The organism is Pseudoalteromonas luteoviolacea S2607 (genome assembly GCF_001625575.1).
In the GTDB taxonomy this organism is placed as follows: Bacteria; Pseudomonadota; Gammaproteobacteria; order Enterobacterales; family Alteromonadaceae; genus Pseudoalteromonas; species Pseudoalteromonas luteoviolacea_E.
The window spans coordinates 123,596-139,946 of sequence record NZ_AUXV01000003.1 but is presented as its reverse complement, the minus strand read 5'-3'; the positions used below and the strand labels follow the sequence as shown (position 1 = coordinate 139,946).

At 40.4% G+C, this 16,351-nt stretch carries 13 protein-coding genes; 8 read left to right on the top strand and 5 right to left on the bottom strand.

What is annotated here, in order from left to right:
* Nucleotides 1-153 precede the first annotated feature (153 nt).
* The 4 genes from N480_RS02845 (at nucleotide 154) to N480_RS02830 (ending at nucleotide 5,244) form a co-directional block, all read left to right on the top strand.
* Nucleotides 154-2,076, top strand: a complete 1,923-nt coding sequence (locus N480_RS02845; protein ID WP_063371224.1) for an ATP-dependent DNA helicase — start codon at nucleotides 154-156, stop codon at nucleotides 2,074-2,076.
* Nucleotides 2,066-2,752, top strand: a complete 687-nt coding sequence (gene tsaB, locus N480_RS02840) for a tRNA (adenosine(37)-N6)-threonylcarbamoyltransferase complex dimerization subunit type 1 TsaB (RefSeq protein ID WP_063371016.1) — start codon at nucleotides 2,066-2,068, stop codon at nucleotides 2,750-2,752. Before N480_RS02845 ends, tsaB begins: the two co-directional genes overlap by 11 nt.
* A gap of 36 nt (nucleotides 2,753-2,788) precedes the next feature.
* Entirely contained in the window at nucleotides 2,789-3,079 is a 291-nt protein-coding gene (locus N480_RS02835; protein ID WP_063371015.1) for a hypothetical protein, read from the top strand.
* An 86-nt stretch (nucleotides 3,080-3,165) separates the two neighbouring features.
* Entirely contained in the window at nucleotides 3,166-5,244 is a 2,079-nt protein-coding gene (locus N480_RS02830; protein ID WP_155732746.1) for an EAL domain-containing protein, read from the top strand.
* 346 nt (nucleotides 5,245-5,590) lie between these two features.
* Here the strand turns inward: N480_RS02830 and N480_RS02825 are convergent, their stop codons facing one another.
* Together N480_RS02825 and N480_RS02820 are read right to left on the bottom strand one after the other, a co-directional pair.
* Nucleotides 5,591-6,589, bottom strand: a complete 999-nt coding sequence (locus tag N480_RS02825; protein WP_063371014.1) for a hypothetical protein — start codon at nucleotides 6,587-6,589, stop codon at nucleotides 5,591-5,593.
* 580 nt (nucleotides 6,590-7,169) lie between these two features.
* Nucleotides 7,170-8,462 (bottom strand): alkaline phosphatase, encoded by a 1,293-nt coding sequence (locus N480_RS02820; RefSeq protein ID WP_063371013.1) that lies wholly within the window; start codon nucleotides 8,460-8,462, stop codon nucleotides 7,170-7,172.
* A gap of 187 nt (nucleotides 8,463-8,649) precedes the next feature.
* On the opposite strand from N480_RS02820, the gene N480_RS02815 reads away from it, so the two are divergent.
* The 3 genes from N480_RS02815 to rnd all read left to right on the top strand — a co-directional run bounded on the left by N480_RS02815 (nucleotide 8,650) and on the right by rnd (nucleotide 12,476).
* Nucleotides 8,650-9,525, top strand: a complete 876-nt coding sequence (locus tag N480_RS02815; protein WP_081231718.1) for an alpha/beta fold hydrolase — start codon at nucleotides 8,650-8,652, stop codon at nucleotides 9,523-9,525.
* Between the two features lie 118 nt (nucleotides 9,526-9,643).
* On the top strand, nucleotides 9,644-11,293 hold the full coding sequence (gene fadD / locus N480_RS02810) for a long-chain-fatty-acid--CoA ligase FadD (protein WP_063371012.1): 1,650 nt from the start codon (nucleotides 9,644-9,646) through the stop codon (nucleotides 11,291-11,293).
* 49 nt (nucleotides 11,294-11,342) lie between these two features.
* Nucleotides 11,343-12,476: a ribonuclease D gene (gene rnd, locus N480_RS02805; RefSeq protein ID WP_063371011.1), complete on the top strand. Its 1,134-nt coding sequence runs from the start codon at nucleotides 11,343-11,345 to the stop codon at nucleotides 12,474-12,476.
* Between the two features lie 54 nt (nucleotides 12,477-12,530).
* Here the strand turns inward: rnd and N480_RS02800 are convergent, their stop codons facing one another.
* Nucleotides 12,531-13,622 carry an MBL fold metallo-hydrolase gene (locus N480_RS02800; protein ID WP_063371221.1) on the bottom strand — a complete coding sequence of 364 codons (1,092 nt, stop codon included), beginning with the start codon at nucleotides 13,620-13,622 and terminating at the stop codon, nucleotides 12,531-12,533.
* An 80-nt stretch (nucleotides 13,623-13,702) separates the two neighbouring features.
* Between N480_RS02800 and N480_RS02795 the strand changes: the two genes are divergently transcribed.
* A complete protein-coding gene (locus tag N480_RS02795) occupies nucleotides 13,703-13,957 on the top strand; it encodes a hypothetical protein (protein ID WP_063371010.1) in 255 nt (84 codons plus the stop codon).
* A gap of 59 nt (nucleotides 13,958-14,016) precedes the next feature.
* Here the strand turns inward: N480_RS02795 and N480_RS02790 are convergent, their stop codons facing one another.
* Complete coding sequence (locus N480_RS02790) at nucleotides 14,017-14,967, bottom strand: carbohydrate kinase family protein (protein ID WP_063371009.1); 951 nt, start codon at nucleotides 14,965-14,967, stop codon at nucleotides 14,017-14,019.
* Nucleotides 14,968-14,970: 3 nt separating this feature from the next.
* On the bottom strand, nucleotides 14,971-16,158 hold the full coding sequence (locus N480_RS02785; RefSeq protein WP_063371008.1) for an AGE family epimerase/isomerase: 1,188 nt from the start codon (nucleotides 16,156-16,158) through the stop codon (nucleotides 14,971-14,973).
* Between the last annotated feature and the right edge of the window lie 193 nt (nucleotides 16,159-16,351).

The following is a 16,351-nucleotide window of genomic DNA, read 5'->3' as shown; positions in this document are numbered from 1 at the left end:
GTATTCGCAATTACATATATGGTAGTAAGAGGTTTGTACGCGTAAAAATATTACACTGAGGCCGATAATGTCAGTTGTTTAATCGTGTCGCTTGCTCATTGGCGGTTTTAAAATTAAAATTGCTCAACTTATCACGCAGCGCTAGTGTTTTCTTTGTCCATAGAACAGTACTTTTCATCCACAGGCCCCCTTGCTCAGCACTTTAAGGGATATCAGCCTAGATTACCGCAAATTGAAATGGCCGTTGCAATTGATAATATTGTAAAAAATGGTGGTCAATGTGTTGTAGAAGCAGGGACTGGTACAGGTAAAACATTTGCCTACTTGGTGCCGGCTTTAGTGAATAACAACAAAGTGGTTATATCAACTGGTTCAAAAGCGCTTCAAGAGCAATTATTTCATCGAGATTTACCCAGCCTTTTAAAAGCTTTAAAAAAAGGACGCAAAACTGCTCTGCTCAAAGGGCGTGCCAACTATTTATGTACATATAGACTTAATCAACATGTTGCTCACGTGCCTACAGATGACTCCGATGTGATGCATCAGTTAGCGATGGTTGCGAAATTTGCAACAGAGACGCAGAGTGGTGACCTTGCAGACTGTATCGGCATAGAAGAAGATGCCAAAGTATTGCCATATGTAAGCTCAACAGCGGATAATTGTTTAGGAAAAGAATGTCCAGATTTTGCTGAATGTTACGTTAGAAAAGCACGCATAAAAGCGATGGAAGCGGATTTAGTAGTGATTAATCACCACTTATTTTTTGCTGATATGGCAGTAAAAGATTCTGGATTTGCCGAGCTGATGCCAACGGCAGATACCTATATTTTTGATGAAGCACACCAGGTAAATGAAATTGCGAGTGATTACTTTGGTGAAACGATTAGCACCAAGCAGTTACAAGACTTGGTAAATGACATTCGAGTGATATACCTGAGTGATATTCCAGATATGTTACAACTGGGTAAAACACTGAACAAGCTCACAACGAGTATTGCCGATTTGAGATTGGTGTTCGGCGGGGATGGTGCTCGGGGAGATTGGCGTGAGGCTTTACAAGATAAAGTCATTTGTGAGGCACTTCATCGAGTTATTAGCAACTTGGACTTTTTGTATAAAGTTCTTAAATTGTGTTTAGATCGAACCGAAAAAATAGAGCATCCGTTTGAGCGTGTTCTAGCATTTAAAGGACAATTAGAACGCGCCTTTGATGTTACGCAAACTGGCTACAGCTATTGGTTCGAAACAACGAGAAGGTTTGTGACCATCCATATTACACCACTCGATGTTTCACGGCGTTTTCAAGAGCTGGTTACTAAAACTGAAGCAGGCTTTGTGTTCACCTCAGCGACTTTGTCTGTGGACAATAGCTTAACGCATTTTAATGCGAGTTTAGGGCTAAAACCCGATTTTCATAAAATTGTAGATAGCCCATTTGATTATAAAAAACAGGCTTTATTGTGCTTGCCTAGATACCTACCAGAAACCAAAGATGAATTAATGCCACACTCCTTGGTTAAAATTGCTAAATCAGTCATTAAGGCAGCTCAAGGTAGGACTTTTTTACTTTTTACCAGCTATCGAGTTATGCACTTGGTGTACGAGGGGATCAGTACAGCAACAGAATATCCAGTATTTATGCAAGGACAGTCTTCAAAGCGCATTATTCTGGAACAGTTTGTGCGACACGGCAATGCAGTGCTTTTGGGCACGGCTTCATTTTGGGAGGGGGTCGATGTTAGAGGTGATGCGTTAAGCTGTGTTGTTATCGATAAGCTTCCGTTTACATCTCCCGATGATCCCCTACTACAGGCAAAAATGAAAGATGCAGAGATAAGTGGCAAAGAGCCTTTTGAAGACATTCAGCTACCTCAAGCTGTAATTGCGCTAAAACAAGGCGTGGGGCGCTTGATCCGTGACCGAAGTGATAAAGGCGTACTGATTATTTGCGATAATCGTTTAGTTACGAGAAAATATGGCGAAACGTTTATTAAGAGCCTGCCTGATATGACTCGAACCAGAGATTTAGATAAGGCCTTAAACTTTTTAGAGAATATAGATACACATGAAACATAACTTGCTAGCCCTAGATGCTTCGACAGAAGCTTTAAGCCTCGCGCTTTATTTTAAAGGGGAAATGCATACTCATTTTGAAGTATGCCCTCAACAACATAGTCAAAAAATTTTACCATTGGTGGAGTCTTTACTCGCTAAGGCGAATTGCTCCTTAAATGATCTAGATGGCATTGTATACGGCCGCGGTCCAGGTAGTTTTACTGGTGTAAGAATAGGGGTTTCAGTAGCGCAAGGTCTAGCATATTCCGCAAACCTTAAACTCTGTGGCGTGTCTACTTTGCAAGCGATGGCGCAGCAAGCGATGGACTCTAAAGGGTGCAACGAAGTGCTCAGTGCGATAGATGCTCGAATGGGTGAAGTGTACTTGGGTCATTTTGAGAAAAATGCCAGCGGCCTTGCTATGGCTAAAAGAGAAGAAATTGTTGTAAAGCCCGAATCAATTGAAGGTAAATTTGCAAATATCGCAGCTGTTGGTACGGGATGGGAGAGTTATCCAAATACCGCAACCAGTCTAGAGGTACATGTATTGGGCAACATTACGTTACCAAGCGCTGAGTATATGCTGTTATTAGGGGATGAAGCCTTTAAAAATGGTGATACGGTAGAGCCGCAAGATGCACAGCCGCACTATGTAAGAGACACCGTAACGTGGAAAAAATTGCCAGGTAGAGAATAAACTTCTATCCTTGAATTAGGCACAAAGTGGGCGTGAATGATGAGAATTAATCAAGTAGTTCAAAATCAACATACATATCAGCTAGATTCAAAAGCTGTAAAGAATGCTGCCGAATCACGCCCATCTACTACTAACTCAGCGAGTGAGATTAAGTTTAGCCAAGAAGGGGTTAAACTGGCTGAGCAATTTCAACAAAACAGGCGAGACGTTATATACGACCAACCTGATTTTAATTCAAGTAAAGCACTCCAAGCATACTCATCAGTTCAAAATCAGCTTAGACGCTCTGAAGTTCAGTCACTCATCGGTGTTGACGTATACGCTTGAGCAGCGTGAATAATTTTCAGTAAAAAATCACAAGTAGCGATTGTATTCTAAATTTATTTGGGTAATGTAAAAAGAAAAACCTAGATGTGACAAAAGCGTTGCTGAGTAAATTTAATCAATATGCCTTCAAAATATCATCTAATACCGTAATTCTTTCTCTGCGGGAAGGGTATATTGCATTAATCCCTTTCTTTATTGTTGCGTCGCTTATCTCCCTTATAAATCAATGGCTAAATATATCTATGAAGGGGGTGGAGCATCAATTCCTAGAGGATTTTAATACCCTCGTATGGGGTATTTTTCCTGTTTTGACCTTAATGTCTTTCAGTTATTACCTTTCTAAAAACTTAAAGGTTCATACTATTGCAAGCCCAATTTTGGTCTTCACTTGTTTCACCGCGACAACAGGTTATATTACTATCTCTGGTAATGAACTTGCCATAAATCACCGAATGGGTGCGTTGTATTCATTACTGATGCCGGTCGTGTGTTGTTACTTTCTATCTTACTTAGAAAGGTTAAAAGTTTTCCGTCTAGTCGGGGTGAGCTCAATTAGCTTGTTTTTGAGAAAACACTTGAACCTCATCTTACCGTACCTTATTGTCACCAGTATAGTTTTACTTCTTTTCCCGTACATTGACCTTGTCGCCGAAGCGTCTGTGGAAACACTGCGTTCATTAAACCCGCATTGGAATGTGTTTGAAAAGTTATCAATGCAGCTGCTCATAGCTCATTTACTTTGGTTTATTGGGGTGCATGGAGATAATACATACCATATATTGGTCTCTAGTGAATTGACCAGTTATTATGTACTTCCTGATTTAATCAGTTATAACTTTTTTACCGGCTTTGTAATTTTAGGAGGTACAGGTTGTATATGGGGGTTAATTGTTGCAGCAATTTTTCTCAAAAAAGGACAGCATGAAAAGAGAATCGCGGCTATTTCATCTCCTTTAGCGTTATTTAATATAAGTGAGGTAATGATTTATGCGTTACCAATTGTCTTTAATCCCTATATATTATTACCGTTTTTACTGTGTCCTTTAATAAACGCGAGCATTGCGTATTTTGCCTTTTACTCTGGCTTTGTATCTATCCAATATGTACAGGAAATACCTTGGTTTACACCAATATTTATAAATGCATGGTTATTAACTGAGAGTTTCAGGGGAATACTTTTGCAGCTATTTTTGGTGCTGTTAAACGCGCTAATTTATTTTCCATTTCTTAAAGCTAATCGTGACAATAATTTGTCTGGCAAGGCGTTGGATGTACTCATGAAACGCTATACTGCGGGCAGGCTGATTGAAGAGGGAGCTGAGGGCTCATACAGTGCAACTCAACGAAAAGAGCAGATTAATGCTCACAGCTTAAAAGAAGTGACTGAAGCGCTGAATCAGGGGGCATTGACCTTGTTTTATCAGCCTAAAATTAACCCCTATAATAAACAAGTTGTTGGGTTTGAAGCCTTACTTAGGCTTACCAATAAAGATGGCACTATATCTGGACCATGGTTTCTAGAAACGCTAGAACAGCACAATTTACTCCATATAATCGATAATTACGTAATCGATCAGCTTGAGATAGATTTAGAACAGTTTTCAAAACTCGGGTTGCATCCTAAGATCAGTTTTAATATTTCCCCCAAGAACCTGCTGACAGGTGGGTACAGGCGTATTATCAAAGCATTTGCTAAGTTTCCTGGGCAGGTTGAAGTCGAGTTGCTAGAGTCCAGCTACATAGAAGATTTTAATAAAACAGTGTCGGTCGTAGACTCCTTAAAGAAAAATAAGATTGATTGTGCCATGGACGACTTTGGGACCGGTTACTCATGTCTTTCGGTTTTATCTAAGTTGAATATCTCGACGATTAAACTTGATAGAAGCTTGTTACCTGAACAGCTCAACAGCAAGTCTATTTCTTTATATACAAACCTATCCGAAATGATTTCAAAGCTAGGCTTTAAACTCGTCGCTGAAGGGGTCGAAACAGCGGATGAAGAGCAAGTAGTGAAGCAATCCCAAATAGATTGTGTTCAAGGTTTTCTATACTTTAAAGCGATGCCTGTTGAAGAAGCTATATATCTGTATATGACTAAAGGATTAAGCGAAAACCCTGCCACTCAAAAAACAGCTGCAGACAATGACCATGCAACAAGTACCTAATGATTAACTTTTTGCTCAAAGAGTAACTCAACTAACTCGGGTAGCTGGTTTTGCAGCAAAAATAGCAGTCATACAGTAGAGTGTAAAAATGTAATAAAGCCATAAAAATGAGCATAGCTTCAATTATTTTTTGGCCTAATATTTTAGCCGCATTATGAGAAGCCTATTATTATACAACAATGAAGGAACACCCATCGTGGCTCTAAGCCAAACGCGAGCTGGCCATTTGCTAGGCGCTTTTAAATATTTTAGGCTTTTAATAGTTATGAGGGGAGGCGGTTCTGTCACGAAAATTCATAAAAAGCTGACTATGTACTAGCCAGCTCGCAAGGTATGTAAGTTTGATTTACAGGCTTCTGAGTTTTGATACCACTTCGTCAAAGTCTGCGCCTTTAACTTCTGTACGGTATTCTGCGCGCATTTGCATTAACCATTCAAAAGCGGCTTCTTCAGCTTGAATGTCGCCCATCTGTGAGGCATTAAAGAAGCGGCTAGACTTACCAGGGAAACTCGCAATGTAAATACAATCTACCGGTGCCATAGGCATAATCTCAGTATCACTAGAATCAGAGATTTGATCTGTGTGTAACTCAGCGCTCTTAAGCTCTGAGAAATCACGAATGTCCCAACAACGGCTACCGATCATTCTTACGCCACCAAGCCCAGCAGATCGAGTATTAACGAGGTTTCCTAGCTGACTTAGTTTGTCAGCCATCTGACCCGCTTGATACTTAACGTAACTAGCACTCAAGAAACCTTTAACATGACGTTCAGTGAGTACCGCCAAATTCAACGTCGCCATGGTTGAATATGAAGAGGTCAGTGCATACGCATTAGAGTTGTAGCTTGAATCATATGCTCTGTGATGTTGCAAAGAGTTTACATATTGTAGTAGCGAAGCAAGAATTGCCGAGTCGAAGTTAGTTCCGTTTAGCGAGTCTTGATAATAGTCAAAGGTTGTTCCAAACGCAGCAAGGTCACTTTTTAGAGCATAAACTGCATCTGTAATGACAACGCCAGAGACAAGCTGCTCAATGCGTTGCAAATCTTCTTCATGTAATCGAACGATTTGAGGACCTGTAGGCTCGTTACCAAATAACATGCCCTTTAAGAAGTCTTTGACACCGCCCTTGATAGCACTTTTGGCGCCGTCTAAGATCCAGCCTCTAATTAACTCAGTGGTTATAAAAGCTTGTGGGGTAGCGAAACTTGCTTGCTGCTCAGCACTGATTGGCTGTACATCGTAAACGTAGCGCTCTTGTGTTTGAGATTGATTGTTTGCCATGGCGCCAGCTGAGGTAGACAGTGCGCATGCAACTGCAAGTGATTTTAATATTGTTTTCATTTTATATCCTTTAAATTTCCTTGAAATTCTGCTTATGCAGAAAGTTTCCGAACTCGTAATATCAAGATCCTATTAACGAGTTTAAAAGCAGCAAATTCGTCTGCTTGATAAATAAACTACCCACTTTTACTGCGACAAAAAACCGATAAATTATTTATTTGTTGCTCATTTTGTAACCGAATATGAAATTATACATACCCTGAAAAGAGTTTAAATAGTATGCAATATACAATAGTCCTTTTTTATTAGTCATGACATTTATACTGAAATTATGAATAAATTTATTAGTGATACCTGCACTAAGCAAGTCTTCCATAGGGCTTGAAAGTTATGTGCGACTTTTATACACAGCAAGCATGCCGAGTGAGTATGGGGTATTTGCAATCGCTTTATTTTCCATGGCCGTAACCAATTTTCGTGGGGGGAAATGAGGCTGTTATTTGCAGTGTTCTTTTATCGCGTTATAAAAAATGACCATACTGGAGGGGGCTGAGTGATTGTTTGAATTGGTGATGCGTGGCGCATTCAGGCTGGTAGGTATATGGTGAAGGGCCAACTGTCTTGGCCCTTTTTAGATACACTATTTTATAAATGAGATTAGTTTCTCAGCAATTTGCGTATTATTTTGCGAGCCAATAAAGTGCTCGCGGCCATTTCCGTGCGCAAATACTTGAACATCAATAGCAGTGTGCCCGCCAGTCGTCCAGCCTGTATAACTCGCGTCATTGATAATTTTATTGATAGAGGTGTACAGGGACTTTTCACCGCCTACTTTTGCTTCTTTGAGCGTTTTTTCAATTTCAGGGGTAAAGTTAATATTTGTTAAAGCTTGCCAATCTTTACTTATGTTTTTGCTGTCTTTAATCGTCTTTGCAATTTTTTTCACAGATGCTTTTATATTCGCGACAACATCTCGTTCCCAACGGTAGTCACCGTCAGCACCCAAAGTTAGGCCACCGGTTGAATGATCAGCTGTAATGACCAAAAGCGTATCTGGGTTTTTATCAACATAGGCCTTTGCAATTGATATTGACTTGGCAAAGTCATCCATTTCATTCATTGCACACGCAATGTCATTAGCGTGACCACACCAGTCAATTTGGCTACCTTCGATCATGATAAAAAAGCCTTGCTTATTTTTGTCGTTATCAAGTAAAGACAGTGCTTTTTCAGTCATTTTTTCGAGCCTTTGCGGGTGCTTGTCGATAGCGTAAGGCATACCTTTTTCAGCAAACAACCCAATGGCAGGTAGCGCGTTAATCGTGTTGAGCGCGCTTAGGTGATCCACATATTGATACCCAGATTGTTTAAACTCAGAAATTAGGTTTCTATCTTCACGAATAAAATACTTGGTTCCGCCGCCAAGCATTAAGTCAACAGGTAGTTTTCCCGCAACTTTTACATCAATATAGTCATCAGCGATTTCATCGTAATTTCTGCGTGACTCGTTATGAGCTGCAAAGCTAGCTGGCGTTGCATGATTAATTTGTGAGGTCGCAACCAGCGCTGTTGTTTTCCCTTGCTCTTTTGCCATTTGTAGCATAGTTTTCAAAGGTTTCTTATGTGTGTCTACTGCAATGGCACCATTATAACTTTTAGTGGCCGTACTAAGAGCCGTAGCACCTGCAGCACTATCCGTTACCACTGTATTGTCATCAGGGTAGGTATGGGCCATACCGACTAAAATTGAGTCGAAAACCGTTGGTTCTACCGTCTTAGTTTGTTTGTCGTCTTTGTAATATCTATACGCAGTTGTATAAGCTGGGCCCATTCCATCCCCAATCATATAGATGATGTTTTTTGGTGCCGCGATTAGTTGGCTACTGCTTAGTAAGGAGATTGCCGCTGCAACAGCCGATAATTTGCGTGACATAGTTTTTCCTTCGATTTCCCGTGTTTGATTGTAAGCGTTTTTATACACATATGTGTACCAAGCATGTAAGCACACACGCCAGAGTAAGAATAATGAAGTGTGGTAACAAATTTTAATTATTAGCTTAAACGCTCAGTTTTTATCGCGTATGATCATATCGAAATGTGGTTGTGATGAATATCTTTAAATGTTGATTAATAAAAAAAACAAGATGAAAGACTGTTTCGAAGGCGGCTTCGCTTGGCAACAGCTCGGCAGTGGCAATGAAGCCGTAATCTGTCTTCACGGGTGGCTGGACAACGGCAATAGTTATAAACCGCTTGCAGACGAACTTACGCACAAAGAGACAGGCAAATTTACATGGTATTTGTTAGATCTGCCAGGTCACGGTAAGTCAGATTGGAAGTCTCCTGACGCTTCATATTACTTTGTAGAATATGTGTATGATGTTATCCGCTTTATGAAAGTGGCCAACTTAGACAAAGCACATTTAGTCGGTCACTCGATGGGGGCGTTGATCGCAAATTTGTTAACGAGCCTATACCCTGATAAGGTACTAACTTTGAGTTTGATCGATGGTATTGGTCTGATACACCAGAGCTCACAAAGTGCAAAGCAAAATCTGTTAAAAGCATTTAACGCACGAGAAAGGTTATCTGAGCAAGATACTAGGTGGTTTTCTGACAGGCAAAGTATTATTAAAGCACGTGCGAGTGTATCAGACTTTTCTGAGGAGCTTGCAGAAACTTTGATGTCACGCAGTATAAAAAGTAATGGTAAAGAGTATGCCTTAACGTCAGACCCTAGGCTAAAACTGCCATCAACTATGCGCTTTAATCAGGAACAAGCGAAGAGTTTATTAGATAAAATTTCAGTAGACACTATGCTTATCTTACCTGAACATGGATATACACAGATGCGTGACAACATGAAAAAATTTCTTTCGTGTTTTGATAGAGTTAAGGTAACCAATGTCGTTGGTGGACATCACTGCCACATGGAAAACCCCAAACAAATAGTACTTGAGATCGTCTCCCACATAGAAAAGGCAGGTGGTTGCTGATTGTAACTTTGCTAGAAATATGGGAATATCCAAGGTTTAGAGTAATTACTCAATTGTTTAAGAGCCTTATTTGCTTTAAGGTAAATATAAAAAAAGAACGAGAATACAGGAGCTAAGAGTGGAAAAAATCTGGCTAAAGCGCTATCCAGAAGGTATGCCGGCAACGATTGACCCAGAACACTACAACTCGCTGCTAGAATTAATAGACGAATGTTTCACCAATTATGCCCAATTACCAGCTTATTCAAATATGGGCAAAACGCTTACTTATCAAGAGATTGATAATGCAACCAAAGCGGTAGCAAGTTATATACAGAATACGCTCAAATTAGGCAAAGGCGACAAAGTCGCTGTTATGATGCCAAATTTATTGCAAACACCGATTACTATATTGGGTGTATTACGTGCAGGTTGTACTGTGGTTAATGTTAACCCACTTTACACAGTGCGAGAATTAGAGCATCAGCTTAATGACTCAGAAGCAAAAGCCATTTTTATATTGGCAAATTTTGCCAGTACATTAGAAAAAGCGTTACCTGCAACCGAAGTAAAGCACATTGTGTTGACGCAAATTGGTGATTTACTCGGGGGTGTTAAAAAGCACCTTGTCAACTTTGTTGTTAAGAAAATAAAGAAAATGGTACCTGCTTATTCATTGCCTAACGCAATCCCATTTTCACACGTTATGGCGGCAGATTTGAATGGCTATACTAAGCCTCAGGTAACGCAGAACGACCTTGCATTTTTGCAATATACTGGTGGGACGACTGGTGTGTCTAAAGGCGCAATGCTTACACATGGCAACATGGTTGCAAACTTGGAACAGGTGTCTGGTTGCTTAGATAAAGTGTTAGACAAGGGCAAAGAAGTCGTTATTACCGCTTTACCGCTTTACCATATCTTTGCATTGACAGCTAACTGCCTCACGTTCATGAAGTATGGTGGCCACAACATCCTGATCACAAACCCAAGAGACATGGCGGGATTTGTTAAGGACTTAGGTAAGTATCCGTTCACTGTCATCACGGGTGTTAACACGCTATTTAATGGTTTACTTAATACGGACGGGTTTGCGGATTTAGATTTTTCAAATCTCAAAGTATCACTAGGTGGAGGAATGGCCGTACAACGACCTGTTGCAGAGCGTTGGCAGGCTGTGACGAAGTCACGTTTGTTAGAAGGCTATGGATTAACTGAGTGTGCGCCGTTGGTGACAATTAGCCCACTGGATTTAGATGGTTACAATGGTTCAATTGGTTTGCCTGCACCAAGCACAGAGCTTAAAGTGGTTTTGGAAAATGGTGATGAAGCGCCAAAAGGTGAACCAGGAGAGTTATTAGTTAAAGGCCCGCAGGTTATGGCAGGTTACTATAATCGACCTGACGCGACTGCTGAGTGTCTGCAAGACGGCTGGTTTGCGACGGGTGATATCGCCACTTATGACGATGAAGGTTTCTTCTATATTGTTGACCGTAAGAAAGATATGATCTTGGTATCTGGCTTCAATGTCTTCCCGAATGAGATAGAAGAAGTGGTTGCAAGTCATGATGGCGTGTTGGAGGTTGCAGCAATTGGTGTGCCTCATGAAGTAAGTGGCGAACAAGTAAAAGTTTTTGTCGTCAGAAAAGACCAATCTTTGTCAGAAAAAGATATAATAGCGCATTGTCGTGAAAACCTAACAAACTACAAAGTTCCGAAAATGGTCGAGTTTAGAGATGAACTACCAAAGACGAACGTAGGAAAAATACTACGTAGGGCGTTAAAATAAGAGAAACCGGCGAAAGCCGGTTTTTTTTCGCTATAGCGAAGGAGTAAAAGTGCAGTATCGGTTTATTCAGAATCAAGTTGAATTAAATGAGTTTATCAATCTAATATCAGATAGTAAGGTATTGGCCATTGATACCGAGTTTATGCGTCGAAGAACACTGTACCCTGAAAGCGCTCTTTTTCAGGTCTATGACGGTGAGCATTTAGCGTTGATAGATCCTTTAATTGAACTTGATTTTTCAGCACTTTGGACGTTATTTACCGCTCCTGATATTATGAAAGTTATTCACTCTCCATCAGAAGATATTGAGGTCTTTCAAAATTTTGCAGGTATATGTCCATCACCACTTTTTGATACTCAGTTTGCGTTGCAGCTATTAGGTGAGGGTAATTGCGTTGGTTTTGCCAATATGGTGAAAAACTTATTGGATATCGAAATTGACAAAAGTATGTCGCGTACCGATTGGTTAAAAAGACCTCTTTCTAGTAAACAGCTGGAATATGCTGCGGCGGATGTATTCTATTTGCTTCCTTGCTACGAGCGCATTGTGGAAAAAATTCAGCAAAATGGCTTTAGCGATATTGTTATTTCAGAGAGCCAGCTGATATCTAAAAAGCGTGCGTTCCGTACACCTGATGAATATATTTATTTAAATATTAAAAATGTATGGCAACTGCGAGGCAGGGACTTAGCAGTACTTAGAGAATTGGCTGCTTGGCGCTTGAATAAAGCTGAAAAGAAGAACATATCGGTAAACTTTATTTTAAAAGAACTCAATATGGTTGAGATCGCCAAACGGCGCCCTTCATCTCTTGCGAGTATGCGCAATATCCCTGAAGTTGAAGCGATGGAAGTCAATCGTTCTGGTAAAGAAATTCTTGCGTGCATAGAGGTCGGAAAGTCAGTATCAGACGATGATTTACCCAAAAAGGTAAAACGCTTAATCGACTTTGCAGGATATAAAAAAGCAGCCAAAGACATTAAAGGACTCATTTCTGTCGAGGCGCAAAAGCAGGGCATTCCTGTGGATGTGGTGGCGTCGAAAAAACAGATCAACCAAGTCATTAGTTGGAATTGGAAGTTATCCAAAGAGCAGCGTAAACAAATGATTAAACCAGATTTGTTTCAAGGTTGGCGCAAACAATTGCTTGGCGATGCTTTGCTAGAGTGGGAAGTGGAATAATAATATGTGCAGTGCTAGCGAAGCGAAAAATACTTCGCTAGCTAAATTGAGGAGTTAAAACTTTGCTCCCTCTCCTTCGTTAAGTATGTACAAAGGTACCTTACTATCTAGTTGCTCTTTCATATGCAGTAATCTAAATAAGGCTGAGTGAGACGTGTGGTCGCCCATCTTCCAGCTTGAATTGCCATAACCCCAAGGGATCATAACCCCACAATTCAAATCTTCAGCGGCAACCAGTGCGTCTTCTGGTGTTAGGTGAACATTACGGTACCATGCTCCATGTTCTTCGTGATGATAAGAAGCAATTGGAATTAAGCAAACGTCGATGTCTCCATACACTTTATGAATGTCTTTGAAGTGGCCTGAGTAACCCGTGTCCCCAGCAAAAAACACCTTTTTGTCCTTATTCTCTAGCAGCCAACCGCCCCATAAAGTTTCATCATCATCGTTTGTAATAAAAGGAATCACGATTCGGTTGCTAAAATGATGTGCGGGAACAAAATGTAATTTGGACTCACCCACGCTGTAGCTAGAATACCAAGGCATTTCAACAATATCGTAACCTCCGGTTGGAAAATAGTCAGCGAAGTTAAGTGGGGTCAGATATTTTGCGTTATTACCAATTTGTTCGATATCAGATTTATTAAAGTGGTCATAGTGAATATGTGAATAGACCACTGCTTGCACTGAGGCCATTTCTTCTTTTGCCGCTCGGGGAGGAAGTTGCCGGTAAAAACCGCCGGCAAGGTTAGTAAAAGCCCAATCTATAGGCCAGTCAAACTGTTTTGTAACCGGGTCGACGAGAATTGTTTCATTTGTTGGAGTCGTGATAACAAAACTTGCGTGTCCAAGCCACCGTATACTGAAAGCGTTCGCATCTTCTACTGATAAAGCTGGATTGCTACCAACATATTTACATTGCTCCATGTCACTTTGGCACTGAATGTCTTCACTACTTGGATAGCAGTCATGTTCGCAGGTTTGTGGGTAGCTTTTAGGCCTTTTATAAGTATTGGCAAATTGATGTGTGTAACCTTCAGTTTTTTTATATTTGACCTCTGTACTGGATGTTAGCCTTTCTACTTTATTTGGTGATGCACAGCTAGCTAAGAGAGGAATTAAGATAATTGAGAGGTATTGCTTCATATATAAAACTTCATTGTTCTTGTTGTAATTCATGCAACCAAATTCTATTCTGAGCCTTTAAAAGGCAACAGCGAGTGATTATGGATCGTGTTTCTGACGAGACTTGGTATGCAGTATTATTGTTTTTTGCGTTTATCATAGTACCGTTTTTAGTCGGCTTGACAATATTTAAAGTGTATCGAAAAGTTTTCCCGTTAAAGTCGTCCGAGAGCTTGTCTGTTGTTGAGGAGCTTGATGCGCAAAGGCTCGGATTTTTTAGGCCTTTTATGATCGGCTGGTGCATTTGTGGGCCAGTAGTTTACTGGTTTTACGATAAGTTTTTGTCGTATCTTTAAACTGGGTCAATTAAAAAGGCCCTTCCTTGAGCCTGTCTCACACTTAGTTTGGGTAATGATTAATCAATATCGTGCCTAGTTGGCAATGAGGAAAATGCGCCGAAACGCGTTACTGCGAAGGCTCCACACTTAGCCGCAAAGTTGATGATATCGATAATCTCTTTTTCGCTTTTGATGAGTTCTATAAACGCACTTTTGGACAGTTTACGTGACAGTTCTGCTAGTAGACCGCCTACAAAAGCATCTCCACCAGCAGTAGTATCTACTGCTTGTACTTTTGGAGGTGAAATGTTGCCAGAAAAAGCTTCCGAGAAATATCTAATATCTTTTGGCCCATCTGTAATGAGTAAAAGTCGTACATTGGTCTTCAATATCGCTTCTATGGTTTTTTGTTGGTCTTGCTCAGGGTGGGCGTGCTCATTTAAAAATGCAAGCTCTTCTGACGACAGTTTTACCACGTCAGACTGAGACAAAACGTGCCAAATACGTTCCAAGCAGTGATTCATTGACGGCCAAAGGTTTTCGCGCAAGTTCATATCAAAACTTTTTAACAGCCCGTTGTCTTTCGCATGTTGCATTGCCGTAATCGTGGTGAGGTATATGTTCCTTTCGGTTAGGCTATTAGAGCATACATGGAGTATTTTGCTTGATGTAAACATGTCGGGCTCGAAATGCTCTGCTCGAAACAGCAAGTCCGCAGCTGGAGGACGATAAAAGCTAAAGCTTCGCTCGCCATCTTTATCTAAGGAAACAAAGGCAAGTGCTGTTTGCGCTTCTTTTGTAAATCTGACATGCTGCGTGTTCACTTTGTGGTTTTGTAATTCATTATTGATAAAGTGCCCAAACATATCATCACCAAGCATGCCGCAAAAGGCGCTTTTTTCGCCTTGTTTTGCGACAGCAACCGAGACATTAGCTGGTGCACCCCCAGCGTACTTTGTAAAAGCTTCGGGTTCTTTTCCGTTAGATAGAAAGTCGATTAAGGCTTCACCAAAACAGATAACGCTCATTTTTTAATTCTCTTGTAATTGATAAGCTCTGAGTACTTCATAACATGCACCCATCGTATGGTAATCAGTCTTACCAGCAGGGCTCTTTTCATCACTATAAGAGCGATTATCTTGGGTAAGAATACGATACCAAGCACCATATTGGTGGTCGATCATATGTTCCCAACTGTACTGCCAGATTTTGTCATACCATTGCCAATACTTTTCTTCATTTGTTGCTATTGCCAATAGTGCCGCTGCTGCAAAGCTTTCAGCTTGCACCCAAAAGTATTTATCGCCGTCACAAATTGATTTATCTGGCGCAAATCCGTAACAGATCCCGCCATGCTGTTCATCCCAAGCGGACTTTAATGCTTCATCGAATAGAAACTTTGCTTTCTCAACCATCCAGGTTTCAGGTTTATGCCTGTTTAATATAAGCAACAACTTAGTCCACTCAGTTTGATGGCCAGGCTGGAATCCCCAAGGTCTAAATAGATGCTTAGGATTCTCTTTGTTGTAGTCCCAGTCGATTTGCCAGTTGCTGTCGTAGTGTTCCCAAACGAGGCCTTGAGCTAAGTCAGCTTGCTTTACGGTCATAGTATGCGCAAGTGTGTAAGCTCGGTCTAAAAACTTATTATCATTTGTTGCTTCAAAGCACATTAACAGCGCTTCGCACATATGCATATTTGCATTTTGCCCACGGTATTTATCGGCGTTTTCAAGCTTCGCATCATATTCGTCTAAATAAAGAGAGTATTCGGCTTGAAAGTACTTTTGTTCTAATAGCTGCCAAACTTGTTCTATCGTAGCTTTTGTTGATTTGACGCCTGCTTTATAGGCCATAGCGTTAGCGAGCAGCACAAAAGCCAGTCCATAACAATGGTTTGTCAAATCACTTGGTTCACCATTTTCAATCAACCAAGCATAACCACCATTTGGTTGTTTATGAACGCGCTCTAAGTAATCAATCCCATGATTTACGAGTTCTAAGTATTCTTCTTTAGATGTATTGAGATAAGCCATCGCATAGTTAAACACAAAACGCGTACTTGAAACTAGATGGCGGGTAGAGTTGTCGTAGACGTCGCCGTTATCCTTAAAAAATTGATAAAAACCGCCTGTGGTATCGACGCATCTCGGGTGATAAAATGCCATTGTCTTATCAATATGCTGCTGCAAAAATTCTTTTTTTCTGAAATCAAGCGACATTAATCAAGCTCCACTTTCTAATCGCAAAACGGTTTTTAACTTTTTTAAATAACACTGCCATAGCGGTTGCTATTTTAGCATTTCAAAAAGTTTACTAACCTGTATTTTCTCATTTATCTAGTTACTCTAGCATCTTAAAAAAAATAATGGAACGATCCAATAAAACATTTGTGATTTTCTTGTAACAATGTGT

Coding starts and splice junctions, on each gene's coding strand:
- tsaB (WP_063371016.1), top strand. CDS start 2,066: ATGAAACATAACTTGCTAGCCCTAGATGCTTCGACAGAAGCTTTAAGC.
- N480_RS02835 (WP_063371015.1), top strand. CDS start 2,789: ATGATGAGAATTAATCAAGTAGTTCAAAATCAACATACATATCAGCTA.
- N480_RS02825 (WP_063371014.1), bottom strand. CDS start 6,589: ATGAAAACAATATTAAAATCACTTGCAGTTGCATGCGCACTGTCTACC.
- N480_RS02820 (WP_063371013.1), bottom strand. CDS start 8,462: ATGTCACGCAAATTATCGGCTGTTGCAGCGGCAATCTCCTTACTAAGC.
- N480_RS02815 (WP_081231718.1), top strand. CDS start 8,650: ATGTTGATTAATAAAAAAAACAAGATGAAAGACTGTTTCGAAGGCGGC.
- N480_RS02800 (WP_063371221.1), bottom strand. CDS start 13,622: ATGAAGCAATACCTCTCAATTATCTTAATTCCTCTCTTAGCTAGCTGT.
- N480_RS02795 (WP_063371010.1), top strand. CDS start 13,703: ATGGATCGTGTTTCTGACGAGACTTGGTATGCAGTATTATTGTTTTTT.
- N480_RS02790 (WP_063371009.1), bottom strand. CDS start 14,967: ATGAGCGTTATCTGTTTTGGTGAAGCCTTAATCGACTTTCTATCTAAC.
- N480_RS02785 (WP_063371008.1), bottom strand. CDS start 16,158: ATGTCGCTTGATTTCAGAAAAAAAGAATTTTTGCAGCAGCATATTGAT.